At 71.7% G+C, this 15,147-nt stretch carries 14 protein-coding genes; 5 read left to right on the top strand and 9 right to left on the bottom strand.

Translation table 11 applies throughout. The features are described 5' to 3' along the window. Nucleotides 1-109 precede the first annotated feature (109 nt). The 6 genes from H283_RS0112275 to H283_RS0112250 form a co-directional block, all read right to left on the bottom strand. Nucleotides 110-1,117, bottom strand: coding sequence for a GNAT family N-acetyltransferase (locus H283_RS0112275; protein WP_020143824.1), 1,008 nt, complete (start codon nucleotides 1,115-1,117; stop codon nucleotides 110-112). A gap of 129 nt (nucleotides 1,118-1,246) precedes the next feature. Continuing rightward, nucleotides 1,247-2,626, bottom strand: coding sequence for an acyltransferase (locus H283_RS0112270; RefSeq protein WP_020143823.1), 1,380 nt, complete (start codon nucleotides 2,624-2,626; stop codon nucleotides 1,247-1,249). A 182-nt stretch (nucleotides 2,627-2,808) separates the two neighbouring features. Continuing rightward, the gene (locus tag H283_RS0112265) at nucleotides 2,809-3,102 is read right to left on the bottom strand and encodes a DUF6458 family protein (protein WP_020143822.1); all 294 of its coding nucleotides are present in this window, start codon (nucleotides 3,100-3,102) and stop codon (nucleotides 2,809-2,811) included. Between the two features lie 97 nt (nucleotides 3,103-3,199). Next, nucleotides 3,200-4,078 (bottom strand): hypothetical protein, encoded by an 879-nt coding sequence (locus tag H283_RS0112260; protein WP_020143821.1) that lies wholly within the window; start codon nucleotides 4,076-4,078, stop codon nucleotides 3,200-3,202. Nucleotides 4,079-4,135: 57 nt separating this feature from the next. After that, the gene (locus H283_RS0112255; RefSeq protein WP_020143820.1) at nucleotides 4,136-6,022 is read right to left on the bottom strand and encodes an NHL domain-containing thioredoxin family protein; all 1,887 of its coding nucleotides are present in this window, start codon (nucleotides 6,020-6,022) and stop codon (nucleotides 4,136-4,138) included. Then, nucleotides 6,019-6,825 (bottom strand): carbon-nitrogen family hydrolase, encoded by an 807-nt coding sequence (locus H283_RS0112250; protein WP_020143819.1) that lies wholly within the window; start codon nucleotides 6,823-6,825, stop codon nucleotides 6,019-6,021. The genes H283_RS0112255 and H283_RS0112250 overlap by 4 nt, the downstream gene beginning before the upstream one ends. 218 nt (nucleotides 6,826-7,043) lie before the next feature. Here H283_RS0112250 and H283_RS24985 point away from each other — a divergent pair, with 218 nt between their 5' ends. Further along, nucleotides 7,044-7,505, top strand: a complete 462-nt coding sequence (locus H283_RS24985; RefSeq protein WP_020143818.1) for a GyrI-like domain-containing protein — start codon at nucleotides 7,044-7,046, stop codon at nucleotides 7,503-7,505. Here H283_RS24985 and H283_RS27225 read toward each other — a convergent pair. Together H283_RS27225 and H283_RS0112240 are read right to left on the bottom strand one after the other, a co-directional pair. Then, complete coding sequence (locus H283_RS27225) at nucleotides 7,477-7,680, bottom strand: DUF6767 domain-containing protein (protein WP_081633858.1); 204 nt, start codon at nucleotides 7,678-7,680, stop codon at nucleotides 7,477-7,479. The two genes, H283_RS24985 and H283_RS27225, sit on opposite strands and share 29 nt — an antisense overlap. Before the next feature lie 56 nt (nucleotides 7,681-7,736). Then, nucleotides 7,737-9,833 carry a cytochrome c oxidase assembly protein gene (locus tag H283_RS0112240; protein WP_020143817.1) on the bottom strand — a complete coding sequence of 699 codons (2,097 nt, stop codon included), beginning with the start codon at nucleotides 9,831-9,833 and terminating at the stop codon, nucleotides 7,737-7,739. A 26-nt stretch (nucleotides 9,834-9,859) separates the two neighbouring features. On the opposite strand from H283_RS0112240, the gene H283_RS24980 reads away from it, so the two are divergent. Then, the gene (locus H283_RS24980) at nucleotides 9,860-10,723 is read left to right on the top strand and encodes a maleylpyruvate isomerase family mycothiol-dependent enzyme (protein WP_156023148.1); all 864 of its coding nucleotides are present in this window, start codon (nucleotides 9,860-9,862) and stop codon (nucleotides 10,721-10,723) included. 203 nt (nucleotides 10,724-10,926) lie between these two features. Then, entirely contained in the window at nucleotides 10,927-11,715 is a 789-nt protein-coding gene (locus tag H283_RS0112230) for a sigma-70 family RNA polymerase sigma factor (protein WP_028785552.1), read from the top strand. Between the two features lie 125 nt (nucleotides 11,716-11,840). On the opposite strand, the gene H283_RS0112225 is transcribed toward H283_RS0112230, so the two are convergent. After that, on the bottom strand, nucleotides 11,841-12,596 hold the full coding sequence (locus H283_RS0112225; RefSeq protein ID WP_020143814.1) for a GAF and ANTAR domain-containing protein: 756 nt from the start codon (nucleotides 12,594-12,596) through the stop codon (nucleotides 11,841-11,843). A 233-nt stretch (nucleotides 12,597-12,829) separates the two neighbouring features. Here H283_RS0112225 and H283_RS26685 point away from each other — a divergent pair, with 233 nt between their 5' ends. Together H283_RS26685 and H283_RS0112215 are read left to right on the top strand one after the other, a co-directional pair. After that, nucleotides 12,830-13,342: a MarR family winged helix-turn-helix transcriptional regulator gene (locus H283_RS26685; RefSeq protein ID WP_020143813.1), complete on the top strand. Its 513-nt coding sequence runs from the start codon at nucleotides 12,830-12,832 to the stop codon at nucleotides 13,340-13,342. Between the two features lies 1 nt (nucleotide 13,343). Beyond that, nucleotides 13,344-15,086: an MDR family MFS transporter gene (locus H283_RS0112215; RefSeq protein ID WP_020143812.1), complete on the top strand. Its 1,743-nt coding sequence runs from the start codon at nucleotides 13,344-13,346 to the stop codon at nucleotides 15,084-15,086. The last annotated feature ends 61 nt before the right edge of the window (nucleotides 15,087-15,147 follow it).

The following is a 15,147-nucleotide window of genomic DNA, read 5'->3' as shown; positions in this document are numbered from 1 at the left end:
GACAACCGGGTTCAGCGGGATAACCGGTTAACGGTGTTCACTGGTTAGGCACGAGTGTGAGTGGAGCCTGAGCGGACACGGTCGCGACGACCGAGACGCGGGGGCGACGTCAGGCGAGCGACCGCTGGTAGGCCGGGCACAGCTCGACGATGCGGAAGCCGAGGTCCTCGTTGATCGAGACCATCCACGAGTTCGTGTCGTCGTTCCCCGTGACGACCCGCTGGCGCTCCGGGTGGTCGGCCTGCAGACGCCGGAGGTTCTCGACCTTGAGGGCCATCCCGAGACGGCGGCCGCGATGGTCGCGGTGCACGAGCGTCCCCCACTGCCAAGCCAACCCGGGGGCACCCGAGGGAAGCATGAGGTCGGTGTAGGCCACGACGTCACCGCTGTCCTCGTGGACCGCGACGGTCGTCAGGCGCACGCGCCCCTGGGCCCTCGCGACCTCGAGGTACTCCCGGTAGCGCGCCGGCGTGAGGGACTCCTCCTCGAACGCGATGTCGCCCGTGGGCGCGTCGACGGCGAGCTGGTTCATGACGGCGCAGAGGGACTCCTGCAGGTGCTCGGGCACGCCGCCGACGTGGGTCTCGAGGCGGTAGGCCCCCTCCCAACGCGGTCGCGCGTGCTCGGCGTGCCGGGTGAGGAGCTCGTCGTCGACGGGCAGCCGGAGGTGGCGCATGATCTCGGTGTTGCTGAGGTGGAAGCCGTGCCGTTCGGCGAAGCGACGGTAGCCGTGTCCCTCCGACTCCGGGGGCACGAGGAAGTCGACGACCATGGTGACGCGACCCTCCTCCCGGGCCCGCTCGAGGAGGCGCTCGACGAGGGCGGTGCCGGCGCCGCGCCGGCGGTGGGCCGGGTCGACCTGGACGTCGGTCCACGTCATCGTCGTGTTGTCCGTCAGGGGGAGCCACAGCGTCGCGACGCCGACGAGCTCGTCACCGTCGTGGGCTCCCCACATCTCCATGCGTTCGGCCTCGTCGACGTGGCGCCACTCGACGAGCGTCTCGGCCAGCGACGGCGGCTCGTTCCACGGGCGCTCGTGACCCTTGCTGGCGATGATGACGTCGTACGCGCGGGCGCAGACGGCGTCGTCGTGCACGTCGATGAGCCTCGTCTCCATGGCACGACGGTAGGGGTACGCGCGTCGGCGCGGCCATCGAGTTTCCGTGGGACGAAGCGCTCACTCGAGTGGGACGGAACGCTCACTCGAGTGGGACGGAGCGCTCACTCGACTGGGGGTGGGGTGGGGTCAGGTGCGGGGGGCGCGGGGGCGCGTCGTGCGCAGCAGGAGCAGGCCGGCAGCGAGGACGACGAAGCCGACGATCGGGGTGACGTCACCGACGAGGAAGAAGACGGGTCGGTTGCCGAGCACGTCGACGCCGACGATCGAGACGATGAGGATCCCGAAGAAGAGCACGCCCGCCGACACGGCGGCGACGGGGTCGACCCAGCCGCGCGGTTCCGGCGAGGCGCCGGCCACCGAGCGCGGCCCGCGGTCGAAGCGGACGAAGACGGCGACGAGCAACGCCGTCACGACGGCGAGCACGGCGAAGAGGAGGGGCCGGGACAGCCACCACTGCCAGGACGCGACGGCCGGCTGGACGATCCCCAGCGCCCGCATCGCGAGGAGCACCGTCATGAGCGCCGTGAGGTGCCACAGGAAGGCCGTCATCGCGAAGGGGCCCGACAGCACCACCGCCCGCCAGACGCGGGGCCGGGCGAGCGCGTGTGCCATGGCCGGCCGCAGGACGACGGCGAGGCCGCAGATGCCGATGCCTTGGGCGAGCAGGGCCGCCGTGGGCGGCGCCATGTTCGAGACGGCCTCCCCCGGCAGGCCCACCATCGACGTCGGGTAGGGGCCGAACGCGACAGCCAGACCCATCGCGGAGAAGCCCACGAACGTCATCGCCCACCCCCGACCGGTCGTGAGCAGGCCGTCACGCCAGGCGAACCCGAGCTGGTGCAGCGCCAGCCAGACGAGGGCGAAGTTGAGGTTGCCGACGAGCTCGGGCCCGCCGCCGAAGCGCACTGCGTCGACGACGCACGCCAGCACGACGAGCACGCCGAGGACGACGAGACCCCACCTCCGGTGGAGGTCACGCATGAGCGGGGCGAAGGCGCAGGCTCCGAGGTAGATCCCGACGAACCACAGCAGCTGCGGCACCATGACGAGCGCGTCTCGCGCGAGCCGCCCCGCGTCGCCGGGACGCGACGTCAGGCCCGACAGGTCGGCGACGACGCCGAGTGCGACCCAGACGGCGAGGAAGGCGAGGGTGGGTCGCAGCAGGCGCGTCGCCCGCGCCCGGAAGAACGCGGCATACCTCCCACGGGTGTCCGGGTGACGACGCTCGAGCGACTCGAGCGTGTGGGCGTGGGCGACGCCCCCGACGAGGAAGAAGAGCGGCATGACCTGGAGCAGCCAGGTCAGCGGCTGGAGGGACGGCACGACCGCGAGGGCGTTCGTGATCTGGCCGTCGGGGGTGATCGCGACCATGAGCCAGTGTCCGAGGATGACGACGACGAGCGACCCGACGCGGAGCGTGTCGGCCCAGCGGTCCCGGTCGGAGGGGGTCGCGGCGTCGATCTCGGCCGCCGTGCGGGGCGCGGCGTCGGGGTGGGTCCGGCTCACGTCTCATCGAAGCACGACCGGCCGCCTCGGCAGGTGAGTTCTCCTGCTCAGCTCGCCGCCCGTGACCCACCGCCCGTGACCCACCGTCCGGGCCCCGCCTCTCACCGTGGAAAGGCCACGAACCGGAGCCCGGTTCGTGGCCTTTCGACGGTTGAGGGGCCGTTCGTGGCCCTTCGACGGTGCTAGACGGTGCCGTCGCGGTGCTCGACGCGACGCTCGACGACCTCGTCACCGGCGACCCGGCGCTCGACGACGTCGGGAGCGCCACGGCGCTCCGTGACGACCGTGTGCTGGGTGCGCGCGCGCTGGGCGTTGAGGACGAGCGCGAGGATGATCGCGAGCGCGCCGGCCACCATGAGGATGATCCCGATCGTGTTGCCCGTGCTGCTGCTCAGGTTGAGGACGCTGGAGTCGATGTTCGTGAAGTAGAAGATCGCGCCGACGACGAGCAGGAAGATCCCGAGTCCGATACCCATGAGGTCTCCTTGGCTGGGGTACGCCCTGGACGCGTACCTGCGGGTCACATACCCGCAGGTCGGCGAACCGTCACGATCCCGGCGTCGACGGTCCGGGTCAGCGGGAGCGGCGACGCCCGAACGCGAGCGACACGGCCGAGACGACGAGCATGACGACCCCGACACCGACGGCGATCGCGATCTCGTAGTAGAGGTTGCGCGCCGCCAGGCCGTAGGCGGCGTCGGCGATGGTGCGCGCCACCTCGGGGTCGACGCGACGCATGAGCGGCTCGCGCGACACCATGAGGACGAGGGCGAGCGCGAGGGCGGTCGCGATCCAGCCGATGGCGACGAGCGTGGTCGCCGTGCGCCAGCGCCGCGCGAGCGCGATCGACAGCAGCGCCAGGGCACCCACGACGAGTGGCCCCCACGGGCCCCACGCGTCGGCGATGCGGTATGCCGCCTGCGCCTTCTGCAGGTCGGTGGCCTTGACGAGGGGAATCGTCACGACGGGCGCGATCGACCCGGCGTCGGGGACCCCGGCCTGCTCGAGCGTCGACGTCAGGGCCGGGACCGGGATCGTCAGGCGCACCGAGACACGCCCCTGGTCGTCGAGCTTCGTGTCGGCGCGACCCTCCATGACGGCGATGAACTGGGTGTGGAGCGCCCGGATCCCGGTGGCCCAGGCCGTGGTGACCTGAGGGCTCGCGACGAGGGCTGCGGCCTGCGTCCGGATCGGCGCCTCGAGGGCCTTCTCGATCGCCGGCTGGAGCTGGACCGCACCGAGGACGCCCTGGACGACGCCGTCGGTGAGGGCCTCCTGGACCTGGGGCTTGGTGACGACCGGCCGCAGCTCCTCGACGAAGACGTCGGTGCGCGTCAGCATGACCGACGCCCAGAAGCCGACGAGCGACACGGGCAGCAGCACGATGGCCAGCAGCCCGCACACCGCCGAGAGGACGGAGCGTCCACCGCCGCCTGATGCCTGTCGTGCCACGTGTGCCGCCTTGTCGTCCGCTGGTCTCGTCACGACCTGCCGGACGGGTTGCACCGGCTAGCTTCCGGCCTGGACCCCGCGGAGGTCGAGAGTCAGTGTGGCATCGGCGGTCGGGTCGAGGGTGACCGGGATCCCCCAGTCCTGCTGGAAGAGGTGGCACGCGGCGTGCTCGGGAACCTCGCCCGTCTCGGGGTCGCCGTCGCACGCGGCGGCCTGCACGGAGATGTGCAGCGTGCCCGACCCGATGCCGTCACGCAGGACGAGCGTCCGGGTCAGGCCCTCGGCCCGCCCGGCCCCGGAGACGAGGAGCGCATCGGGCGTCGCGGACACGTTGAGGCGCGTCGGGTCGCCCCAGCGCAGGTCGAGCTTCTGCCCCGTCGGCGGCACGAACGTCACCTCGAGGGCGACCTCCCCGGCGGGCAAGGGAGTCGGAGGCCGCTGGGTGCGGTGGGCGGGACCCTCGACGCGCTGCGCGGCCTCGGGCAGGGCCACGCGGATGAGGCGATGGGCAGCGGACTCGACGACGACGAGGCGCACCTCGCCGGTCTCGGGGTCGTGCTCGACGACGGCGTCGCTCGGCTCGGCGAGTCCCTGGGCCAAGGTCGACACCTGGCCCGTCACGGGGTCGAAGCGTCGGACGGCGCCGTTGTACGTGTCGCTGACGGCGACCGAGCCGTCGGGCAGCTCGGTGACGCCGAGCGGGTGCTGGAGCAGCGCGTCGGCGGCGTCGCCGTCCCGGTGACCGAAGTCGAAGAGGCCCGTGCCGACGTGGGTCTCGACGACGAGTCCGCCGTCGGCGCCGACCGTCACGGACCGCAGCGCGGAGGTCTCGGAGTCGGCCACCCAGACGCGGTCGCCGGAGGCAGAGGTCGCGAGACCGGACGGCTGGGCGAACCACGCCTCGGGTGCCGCTCCGTCCACGAGCCCCTCGTTGGACGTGCCACCGACGACCTCGACGCGACCCTCCTCGAGGGTCTTGCCGGGGGTCCAGGCCCACAGCTGGTGCGTGCCCGCCATCGCGATGACGAGCCGGTCGCCGAGCCAGGCGAGGTCCCACGGGGTCGAGAGCGCCTGCTCGAGGGCGGGCCCGCCGCCGGTGCGTTCGCGCAGCTGGTCCCCCGTGCCGGCCACGACGTGGATCGAGCCGTCGGAGAAGCGGATTCCCTTGACCTGGTGGTTGACGGAGTCCGCGACGAGGAGGTCGATGCCGAGCCGCTCGGCCACGTCGGGCGTCGCGAGCAGGACCCCTTGCGGTTCGTTGAGGACGCCCTTGCCGCCCCATCGGGCCCGCTCGGTCTCGAGGTCGTCCTCGAGGTGCACGACCTCGTGGTCCGCCGTGTCACTGACGACGAACGACCCGTCGGGCAGGGCGACGGCCTTGCCGGGGAAGCGCAGCGCGGTGTCCGGAGACGGCGGCGGGACGTAGGGATCGTCGCCGGGCTGGAGCGTGCCCTTGGCGCGGTGCTCCTCGACGAGCTCCGTGACGAGGGAGGCGAGACCCGGGCCGTGGCCCTCCCCCGACATCGACGCGACGACGTAGCCCTCGGGGTCCAGCACGACGAGCGTGGGCCACGCGCGGGCGGCATACGCCTTCCACGTCACGAGCTCGGGGTCGTCGAGCACGGGGTGGTGGACGGCATACCGCTCGACGGCGGCGGCCAGCGCGTCGGCGTCGGCCTCGTGCTCGAACTTCGGCGAGTGGACGCCGATGATCGTCAGCGCGTCGGGGAACTGGGCCTCGACGGGCCGCAGCTCGTCGAGCACGTGGAGGCAGTTGACGCAGCAGAAGGTCCAGAAGTCGAGGACGACGACGCGACCGCGCAGGTCGGCGAGAGACAGCGACCGTCCGCCGGTGTTGAGCCAGCCGCGGCCGACGAGCTCGGGCGCCCGGACCTTGACGCGGGCGCGCAGCGAGGCGGTCTCGACCCCGCCGCCGGGCGTCACGAGAGCCTCCGGTCGGTCAGGACGGGGAAGGTGCGGCGCCACTCCGGCGTCGCCGCGGTGTCGATGTCGATGCTCAGCACCTCCTCGTCAAGGCCGGCGGCGGCCAGAACCTTCCCGGTCGCGTCGACGACCTGCGAGTGACCACCCATCTCGTGGCGGGCGTGCGTGCCGGCGGTGTTGCACTGGAGCACGACGCACTGGTCCTCGACCGCACGCGCCTGGCCGAGCAGGGTCCAGTGCGCGACCCGCCTGCGCGGCCAGGCCGCCGGGATGACGAAGACCTCGGCGCCCTGGTCGAGCAGACGCCGGTAGAGCTCCGGGAAGCGCAGGTCGTAGCAGGTGGAGAGCCCGACGGGCACCGTCCCACCATCGGCGACGGGGACGTCGACGACGACGAGGTCCTCTCCGGCTTCCATGAGCGTCGGCTCGCCCTCGCCGAAGCCGAAGCGGTGGATCTTGCGATACGTCGCGACGAGGTCGCCGTCCGGCGAGAAGACGAGGCTGGTGTTCCAGAGCCCTCGGCCGCCGGGCTCGGCGGGCTCGGCCCGTTCGACGATCGAGCCGCCGTGCAGCGTGACCCGGGCCTCACGGGCGGCGGCCGAGAGCGCCTGGGCCACGGGTCCGTCGACGGACTGCGCCCGCTCGTCCCACGCGGTGTAGTCGAAGCCACCGGCCGGCCACAGCTCCGGGAGGACCACGAGGTCATGGCCGGCCTGGGCCCGCACGAGATCCACGACGCGGGCGGTGCGGTCCGCGACCGACTCGTCGTCACCGTAGGCCAGCTGGATGAGCGCAACCTTCATGGTCCAACTCTCACACGGTCGAGCCGGTGCCGGGTCCGCGGTCCCGTCACGCGGGCACCCCGCCGACCCGAGGGGTTGACCCTCACACCGTGTCGGCCGTAGACCATGGTCATCGTGGTGAACATCGGAGAGTTCGCCCCGGCTCACGGGAGTGCCGCCGACCGGCCCGTCTGCAGGCCATCGAGGCGAGACTCCGAACCGTCGAGAAGGAGGGCACCATGCCCGAGCTGGAGTACGTGACCAAGGAGCTGCCGGGCGTCCGGCTGGCGCAGGTGACGGGCCGCGTCGCCGACGTGGGCGAGCTGGGGGCGACGATCGGGCCGGCGTTCGACCGGCTCCTCCGCGGCCTCTCGGCGGCCGGCGTGCAGCCGCGCACGCCGTCGGTCGCCTGGTACGACGGCGACGCCCAGGGCACGACGTGGGGCGTCGGGGTGCCGACGACCCTGGACGCCGTCGACGTCGAGGGCGCCGAGGTCGCCGACCTGCCGGGCGTCGCGCAGGCCGTCACGGTGATCCACCGCGGGTCGATGGCGACGATCGGGGACACCTGGCAGGCACTCGCGACGCAGGTCGACGCGACGGGGCTCACGGCATACGGCCCCTGTCGGGAGGTCTACCTCGAGACGCCGATGGACGACGCCGACGCCTGGGTCACGGAGCTGCAACAACCGGTGCGCTGAGCCGCGCCGCGTGGCGCGCGCGGCGTCGTGCCGCGAGCTCCTCACGCAGCTCCGGGTCGTTCCGGACGAGGTAGACGAGGCCGCAGTCCTGCGGACCGCTCGCCCCCGGGAAGCAGAGCGTGCACGGCTCTCCGAGCCGGATCGGGCACCTCGGGTCGGACGGTCGCTGCGGCATGTCGCCTCCTCGACGTCAATACTACATGGGGTAGTAGTGACGCTCCGCCCGCGCGGTCAGCGGCGCGAGCCCTCGTCGCGGCGGGCCAGCGCGGCCAGCCGCTCGTTGTATGCCGTGAGCTCGGCGTCGCCGTCACGGTCGGCCCGACGGTCCTGGCGCACCGACTCCGCACTGTCGGTGCGGAACCACTGCAGCGCGACCGTGAGCGCGAGCACGAGGCTCGGCAGCTCGCCGATGGCCCACGCGACACCCCCGCCGTAGCGCTGGTCCGCGAGCGAGTCGGTGACCCACGGGATGGCGACGGTCGGGAAGAAGTCGCCCCCGAGGAGCGTCGTGCCGCTGATCATCGCGACGCCGAAGAAGGCGTGGAAGGAGATCGTCGCGAAGAGCACGACGAGCCGCAGCGCAGGGCTCCAGCGCTTGGGGCCCGGGTCGACCCCGACGAGCACCCACGCGAAGAGATAGCCCGTGAGGACGAAGTGCGCGGTCATGAGCAGGTGCCCCGTGTGCGTCTGCAGGGCCAGCTGGAACAGGCCGGTCCAGTAGAAGACGACGAGGCTCATGAAGAAGAAGACGGCCGCGAAGATCGGGTTGCCGACGACGGCGAGGAACCGCGAGTGGATGAGCGAGAGAAGCATCTCGCGCGGGCCGAGGGTGCCGTCGCGGCGCCCCCGGACGGTGCGCAGCGCGAGCGTCACCGGCGCCCCGAGCACGAGGAAGATCGGGACGACCATCGCCTCGAGCATGTGCAGCGTCATGTGCCACGAGAAGGCGACGCGCCCATAGATGCCGAGCACGCCGTTGGTGGCGTAGACGAAGAGGACCCAGCCCACGACCCAGCTCACGGTGCGCATCACCGGCCAGGCGTCGCCACGGCGGCGCAGGCGCACGACCCCGGCCAGGTAGAGCCCGATCGCCAGCAGCCCCGTGGCGAGGAAGAGCCACTCGACCCGCCAGGCCGTGAGCCACGACATCGCCGTGGGGGCGGGCGGAGCGGGATAGCCGGTCAGCGAGAGGGCGGCGCTCGGGTCGGCCACCGTCTCGGGAACGGGGGGCTCGCTGCGCGCGAGCGCGGTCGCGACGCCGAACGCGAGCGCCATGACGAGGGTCTCGGCGACCGCGAGCCGCACGAAGAGCCGGCTCCGCAGCCTGCGCGAGCCCTCGGGGACGGCAGTGCCGGCACCCGAGGTGCCGGTCTCGTCGATGCGGTCGAGCGTGACGCGCCGGTGCCAGAAGCCTGCGAGCCCCAGGACCGCGAAGGCCAGGACCTTGACGAGGACGAGGACGCCGTAGGGCGTCGCGAGGTCGGACCACGAGCCGAGCCGGGTCGTGGCCGACATGACGCCGGAGACGCCGAGGGTGACGAAGCACCAGAGGGCGACGGTCGAGTAGCGACGGGCGACGACGCCGAGCGCGCCACCCAGGGGACGACGGAGCACGATCAGCGCGAGGAGCCCACCGACCCACACTGCGGCACTCAGCATGTGGGCGGCGATCGCGTTGACAGCCGTCTCGTGGTCGGCCGACCCGCCGGCATGGCCCGCGAGGCCCAGGACGAGCACGCCGAACGCCGAGACGACGGTGAGCGCGAGCGCGACCGCACGAGAGCGAGCCACAGCGGCGACCGAGGCGACGACGAACGCGGCGACCGCGCTGATGAGCCCGACCCGGAGCGGTTCGATCGACCACACCGACCCGGCGAGATTGCCTCCGAAGAGCGGGTCGCCGAGCGGCATGCCCGCGGCGTCGGCGAACGTGAAGACGACGCCGACGGCCCCCGCGAGCGCCCAGACGAACGCCGCAGCGGTGGCGACCCGGAGGGCAGCGGCGCGGCGTGGCTCGTCGAGCGCCGCGCTCTCGGCGCGAGTGCGGCCGGGAATCATCGTGGCGGCGAGGAGGAGCGAGCCGATGGTGAGCGAGGCGGCGACGTCGTGGACGACGCGGACGAGGGGGAGGGCCCAGCGGACGACCGGGCCCGCGTCGGTCAGGCCGCCGGGCAGGGGGGCGGCCGCGCCGGTGTACCGGGCAGCGACCACGCTCGCCAGCAGACCGACCGCGACGACGGCGGCGAGGACGACCGCGACGCGCCCGGAGGACGGGGCGGCGGGGCCCGTCCGCGGGTCGGCGAGACCATCTCGCTGCAGGGTTGGCATGCCTCAAGGGTAAGTAGTCTGATGACATGCCCATGCACCCGGCCGCCCCAGACGACCGCAACGGACTGATCGACGCGTTCGACCACTCCGTGCAGTCGATCATCGACCTCGGGCACTCCTGCCGAGACGAGGACTTCGAGATCCAGACCGAGTGCCCCGGCTGGACCGTCAAGGACCAGATCGCCCACGTCGTCGGGGCCGAGAAGTCCTTTGCCGGCATGCCTCGGCCGCAGGTCGAGGTTCCCGACTACCCGCACGTCCACAGCGACTTCGCCCGCTTCGTCGAGGTCGACGTCGAGGCCCGGCGCGGCCTCTCCGGACGTGAGGTCGTGGCCGAGCTGGCCGAGTTCCACCCGCAACGGGTTGCCGACCTTCGCGCGTCGGACGCCGACATCGACACCGTGATCGGCGGTTTCTTCGGGCCGGAGACGACGTTCGGCGACCACCTGCACCGGCGGATCGTCGACGCCTGGGTGCACGAGCAGGACCTCCGTGCCGCCCTCGACCGGCCCGGCAACCTCGACTCCGCGAGTGCCGCGGTCTTCACCGCCGACATCCTCGCCGCCCTCCCGCGCATCGCCTCGCGGGTGGCTGGCATCGGCGCCGGTCACGCCGTCGTGCTCGACGTGAGCGGTCCCGTCGTCGCGCGTGGCGGCGTGCGCATCATCACCGGTGACGACGGGCGCCCTTACGGGGAAGCACTCTTCAGCGGTCATGACCGACCCGAGGGCGAGGAGCAGCTCGACGTCACGTCGATCCACCTGACGACCGACGCCCTCACGCGTCGAGCCGCCGGACGTCGCGGCGTCGACGAGATCCACTACACCGTCACCGGGGACGAGGAGATCGCCCGGCGCGTTCTCGAGGCGCTCGTCGTCGTCACGCACTGACGGCTCCGAGACGGCCCATCCCTCGCCGTGGGGAACACCTCCGGGAACACCGTCTGGGCCGTCGTCACTCGCGCCCGCGTATACACCTCGGGACCCCTTGACGGGGGCGAAGTCCACCTTGTGTATATACGGGCAACGGCCTAGCGTCACTAGTAGTCGGTCAAGCCAGCGCCGCATCGGGGATCCGATCCATCGGAGTTGAAATGACCGACCCATCCGTGGGTCCGCGCAAGGATGCGCGAACCAGAGAGCTCATCAAGACCCTGCGCACCTCGGACTCGCCGTCCGAGCGCGCCACCGCCCTCGAGACCGTGACCGTGCTGCACATGCCGCTCGCCCGTTCTCTCGCCCACCGCTACTCGGGCAAGGGCCTGGACCGAGAGGACCTTGAGCAGGTCGCGTTCCTCGCACTGCTCAAGGCACTCCAGCGGTTCGACCTGTCCAAGCCGACGGAGTTCGGCGCCTACGCGACGCCCACCATCACCGGTGAGCTCCGCCGCCACTTCCGTGACCACGGCTGGCTCGTCCGCCCGCCTCGCGAGCTGCAGGAGCGACGCCAGCTCGTCACCGACACGAGGTCACGGCTCGAGCAGCGGCTCGGCCACGACCCGGATGCCGGCGAGCTGGCCCACGAGCTCGACATCACGCTCGATGCCGTCAAGGAGGCCCAGGTCGCGGCGACCAACCTGCGCCCCGCCTCCCTCGACGCGACGACGGCGGACGGCGGACGCCCGGTCCTCGACCTGCTCGACGCCCGCGGCGACTCGGGCTCCGACCCGGCCCTCGACGAGGGCATCGTCGTGCGCACCGCTCTCGGGCGGCTCCCCGCCCGGGACCAGAAGCTCGTCGAGCTCCGGTTCGGCGGCGACATGACGCAGGCCGAGATCGCCGAGTCCATGGGGCTCAGCGCGATGCAGGTCAGCCGCCTGCTCCGGCGCACGCTCGACGAGCTGCGCCGCCAGCTGTCCGCGGAGGGCATGGCCTCGGCCTGATCCCCCTCCAGTCCGACCCGTGGTCCCGACGCCCGTGAGGCGCGTCGGGGCCGCTCGTCGTTCGGGGCCTGACGCCGTCCCGGATCGGTCTGCGGCCGACGGGGACCTCCCGCGGCCCCGCCGGCTCAGACCTGCGAGTCCGCCGTGGCGCCACCCGCCGGGCCGGCGTGGCCGAACTGCGACTCCTGCCCCTGGATCACCTGCGAGGCCACCAGGGCCAGCTTCATGTTGAGCTCCTGCGAGGTGCTCCGCAGCAGCTCGAACGCCTCCTGGCCGCTGATGTGGTGAGCGGCCATGAGCAGACCGACGGCCTTGCCGATCTCGCGGTTGCTCGTCAGCCCCTGCCTCAGGGTCGCCGCCTCCTCGCGCGCCCGGATCGCCATGAGGGCGACCGAGGCGAACGAGGCGATGACCGCGCCGACGTCGGCCGACTTGGAGGTGAGGCCGCCGGGGGTGTCCGAGAAGAGGTTGAGGGCACCGACCTTGTCGCCCTCGAGCAGGAGTCGGTAGCCGATGGCCGACCGGACCGGCGTCTCGGCGACGATGCGCTCGGTGAAGCGCGGCCACGGGGTCTTGGCGTCAGTGAGGTCGGCGTCGTGCTGGTAGGCCTCGGAGACGATGGCGTCGACGCAGGGACCCTCGCCGACCTCGAGCTCGATCTGGTCGATGCGGCGGGCGATGTCGTCGGTGCTGGCGGCCGTGACGTAGCGGTCGCGGGTGCGCACGAGCAGAGAGGCGCGGTCGCAGCCCTCGACGAGCCGGAGCGCGGAGTCGACGAGCGACTGGTGGATCGAACCGGCGTCGGCGCCGGCGTAGATCAGGGCCGACATCTGTCGGAAGGCGTCGTTGATCGTCGGATCGACGGGAACGTCGCTCGTCATGTCACTCCCTGCAACATCTGGCCCCGCGGTTTCCGCACACTGCTGGACGGTTCGGGCACGTGAGTCATCCTCGCACCTCCCCGATGGCGCGAGACCACAGACAACCACATGAGCCCCGCACGTGGCGAGAAGATCCGATGGCTGGACAAACCTTGGACACGTGAGTTGACAGCCGAGACGTTCGGGCAAATACTTGCATGCTGCAAGCAAGTAGTTGACCGAGGGGGCACGCGATGGCCGTGAGCAGGGACGAGGCGAACGACGTCTTCCTCGGGCTCCTGCGCGTCCAGAAGCTGCTCGTCGCGGCCAAGCACACGGCCCCGCGGCTCGAGGACGGCGTGGACGTCACGGCATACCCCGTGCTCTTCGTCGTCGCGGGCCAGGGCACCGTCCGCATCTCCGAGCTCGCGACGACGCTGCACAACGACGTCTCCACCGTGAGTCGACAGGTCAGCGCCCTCGTCGCGAGCGGACTGCTCGAGAAGAGCGCCGACCCCAGCGACGGTCGTGCGTGGGTCGTCTCCCTCACCGAGCACGGCCGCGCCGCCCTCGATCGCATCCAGGCGAGCCGCGCCACGTGGTTCCAGGGGCTGCTCACCGAGTGGGACGGCCCCACCACCGAAGAGTTCGTCGGTCGGCTCCGCGAGCTCGGCGACGCGCTCGACACCAACCTCCGGGCCCGGGGTGCAGCGCCGCCCCCCATGCCCTTCGACTCCACCAGAGCCCAGAAGCAGAAAGAGGACTGACATGTCCGACACCACCGCCGAGCCGCCACGCGTCGACGCGACCGCGGACGCACCAGCCGGTGCAGGTCCCGACGCGCGACCGGTGCTCTCCCATAAGGAGATCCTGACCATCCTCGTCGGACTCATGATGGGGATGTTCCTCGCCGCGCTCGACCAGACCATCGTCGCAAGCGCCATGCGCGTCATCGCCGACGACCTCAACGACCTCGCCGGCCAGGCGTGGGTCACGACGGCCTACCTCATCACCGCGACGATCACGACGCCGCTCTACGGCAAGCTCGGCGACATCTACGGGCGCAAGAAGCTCTTCATCTTCGCCATCACGATCTTCACGATCGGCTCGATGCTCTGCACGCTGTCGTGGTCGATCCCGTCGCTCGCGGCCTTCCGAGCCGTCCAGGGCATCGGCGCCGGCGGCCTCTTCTCGCTCGCCCTCGCCATCATCGGCGACATCGTGCCGCCGCGTGAGCGTGCGAAGTACCAGGGTTACTTCCTCGCCGTCTTCGGCACCTCGAGCGTGCTCGGCCCGGTCATCGGTGGCTTCTTCGCCGGCCAGGAGACCCTCCTCGGCGTCACCGGCTGGCGCTGGGTCTTCCTCGTCAACGTGCCGATCGCCGTCGCCGCCCTCATCGTCGTGACGCGCACGCTGCACCTCAAGCACACGCGCCTCGACCACCGCATCGACTACTGGGGTGCGCTCAGCCTCGCGGTCGCCCTCGTGCCGCTGCTCATCGTGGCCGAGCAGGGCCGCGCATGGGGCTGGGGCTCGCCGACCTCGATCACCTGCTACGCCATCGGCCTCGCCGGTCTCGTCGCCTTCTTCCTCTTCGAGCGGTCCATGGGTGAGGAGGCGCTCATCCCGCTGCGCCTCTTCACGAACCGCACCGTCGCGTCGTCGTCGGTCGCCTCGGTCTTCATCGGCATGGGCATGTTCGGCGGCCTCGCCGCGATCCCGCTCTACCTGCAGATCGTCAAGGGCTCGTCGCCGACCCAGGCCGGCCTCCAGCTGCTCCCGATGACCCTCGGGATCATGGCCGGCTCGATCGTCTCGGGCCAGCTGATCTCCCGGACCGGTCGCTACCGGCACTTCCCGATCATGGGCGCGGCGATCCTCGTCCTGTCGCTCTTCGCCTTCCACTTCGTCGGCGCGGACACCCCGCTCTGGAAGACGATGATCGTGATGTTCTTCTTCGGCATCGGCCTCGGCTTCAACTTCCAGCCGTTGACCCTCGCCGTGCAGAACGCCGTCGACCGTCGCGACATGGGCGTGGCGACGTCCTCCGCGACGTTCACGCGCCAGATCGGCGGCACGCTCGGCACCGCGGTCTTCCTGTCGATCCTCTTCTCGCAGGCCGGGACGAAGATCTCCGAGGCGTTCACGGCGATCGCCCCGAGCCCGGCGTTCCAGGCGGCCCTGCGCAACCCGACGGGTGGCGACCCTGCGGCGAACAAGGCGTTCATCGAGCAGCTCCAGACCGCGCAGCAGTCCGGCGGCACGGGTGCGGGCGTCGGCGGGGCAGCCCTGTCCGACAGCTCGTTCATCAACCAGCTCGACCCGGCGCTCGCCAAGCCGTTCCTCGTCGGCTTCTCCGACGCGATGTCGGTCGTCTTCCTCGTCGCCGCCGGCGTGCTCGTGCTCGCGTTCATCGCCACGCTCTTCCTGCCGAACATCGACCTGGGCCCCAAGCCCGGTCAGGCGGCGGCGAAGGACGAGGACGTCGTGGTGGCCCCCGCCGCCCACTGACCCCTCGGGCCCAGCCGCTCGACCGTCGAAAGGCCACGTCTCCTCGGAGACGTGGCCTTTC

The organism is Terracoccus sp. 273MFTsu3.1 (assembly GCF_000383675.1).
GTDB lineage: Bacteria > Actinomycetota > Actinomycetes > Actinomycetales > Dermatophilaceae > Terrabacter.
The sequence above is the reverse complement of the archived record's forward strand: the minus strand, read 5'-3'. Positions and strand labels throughout refer to the sequence as shown.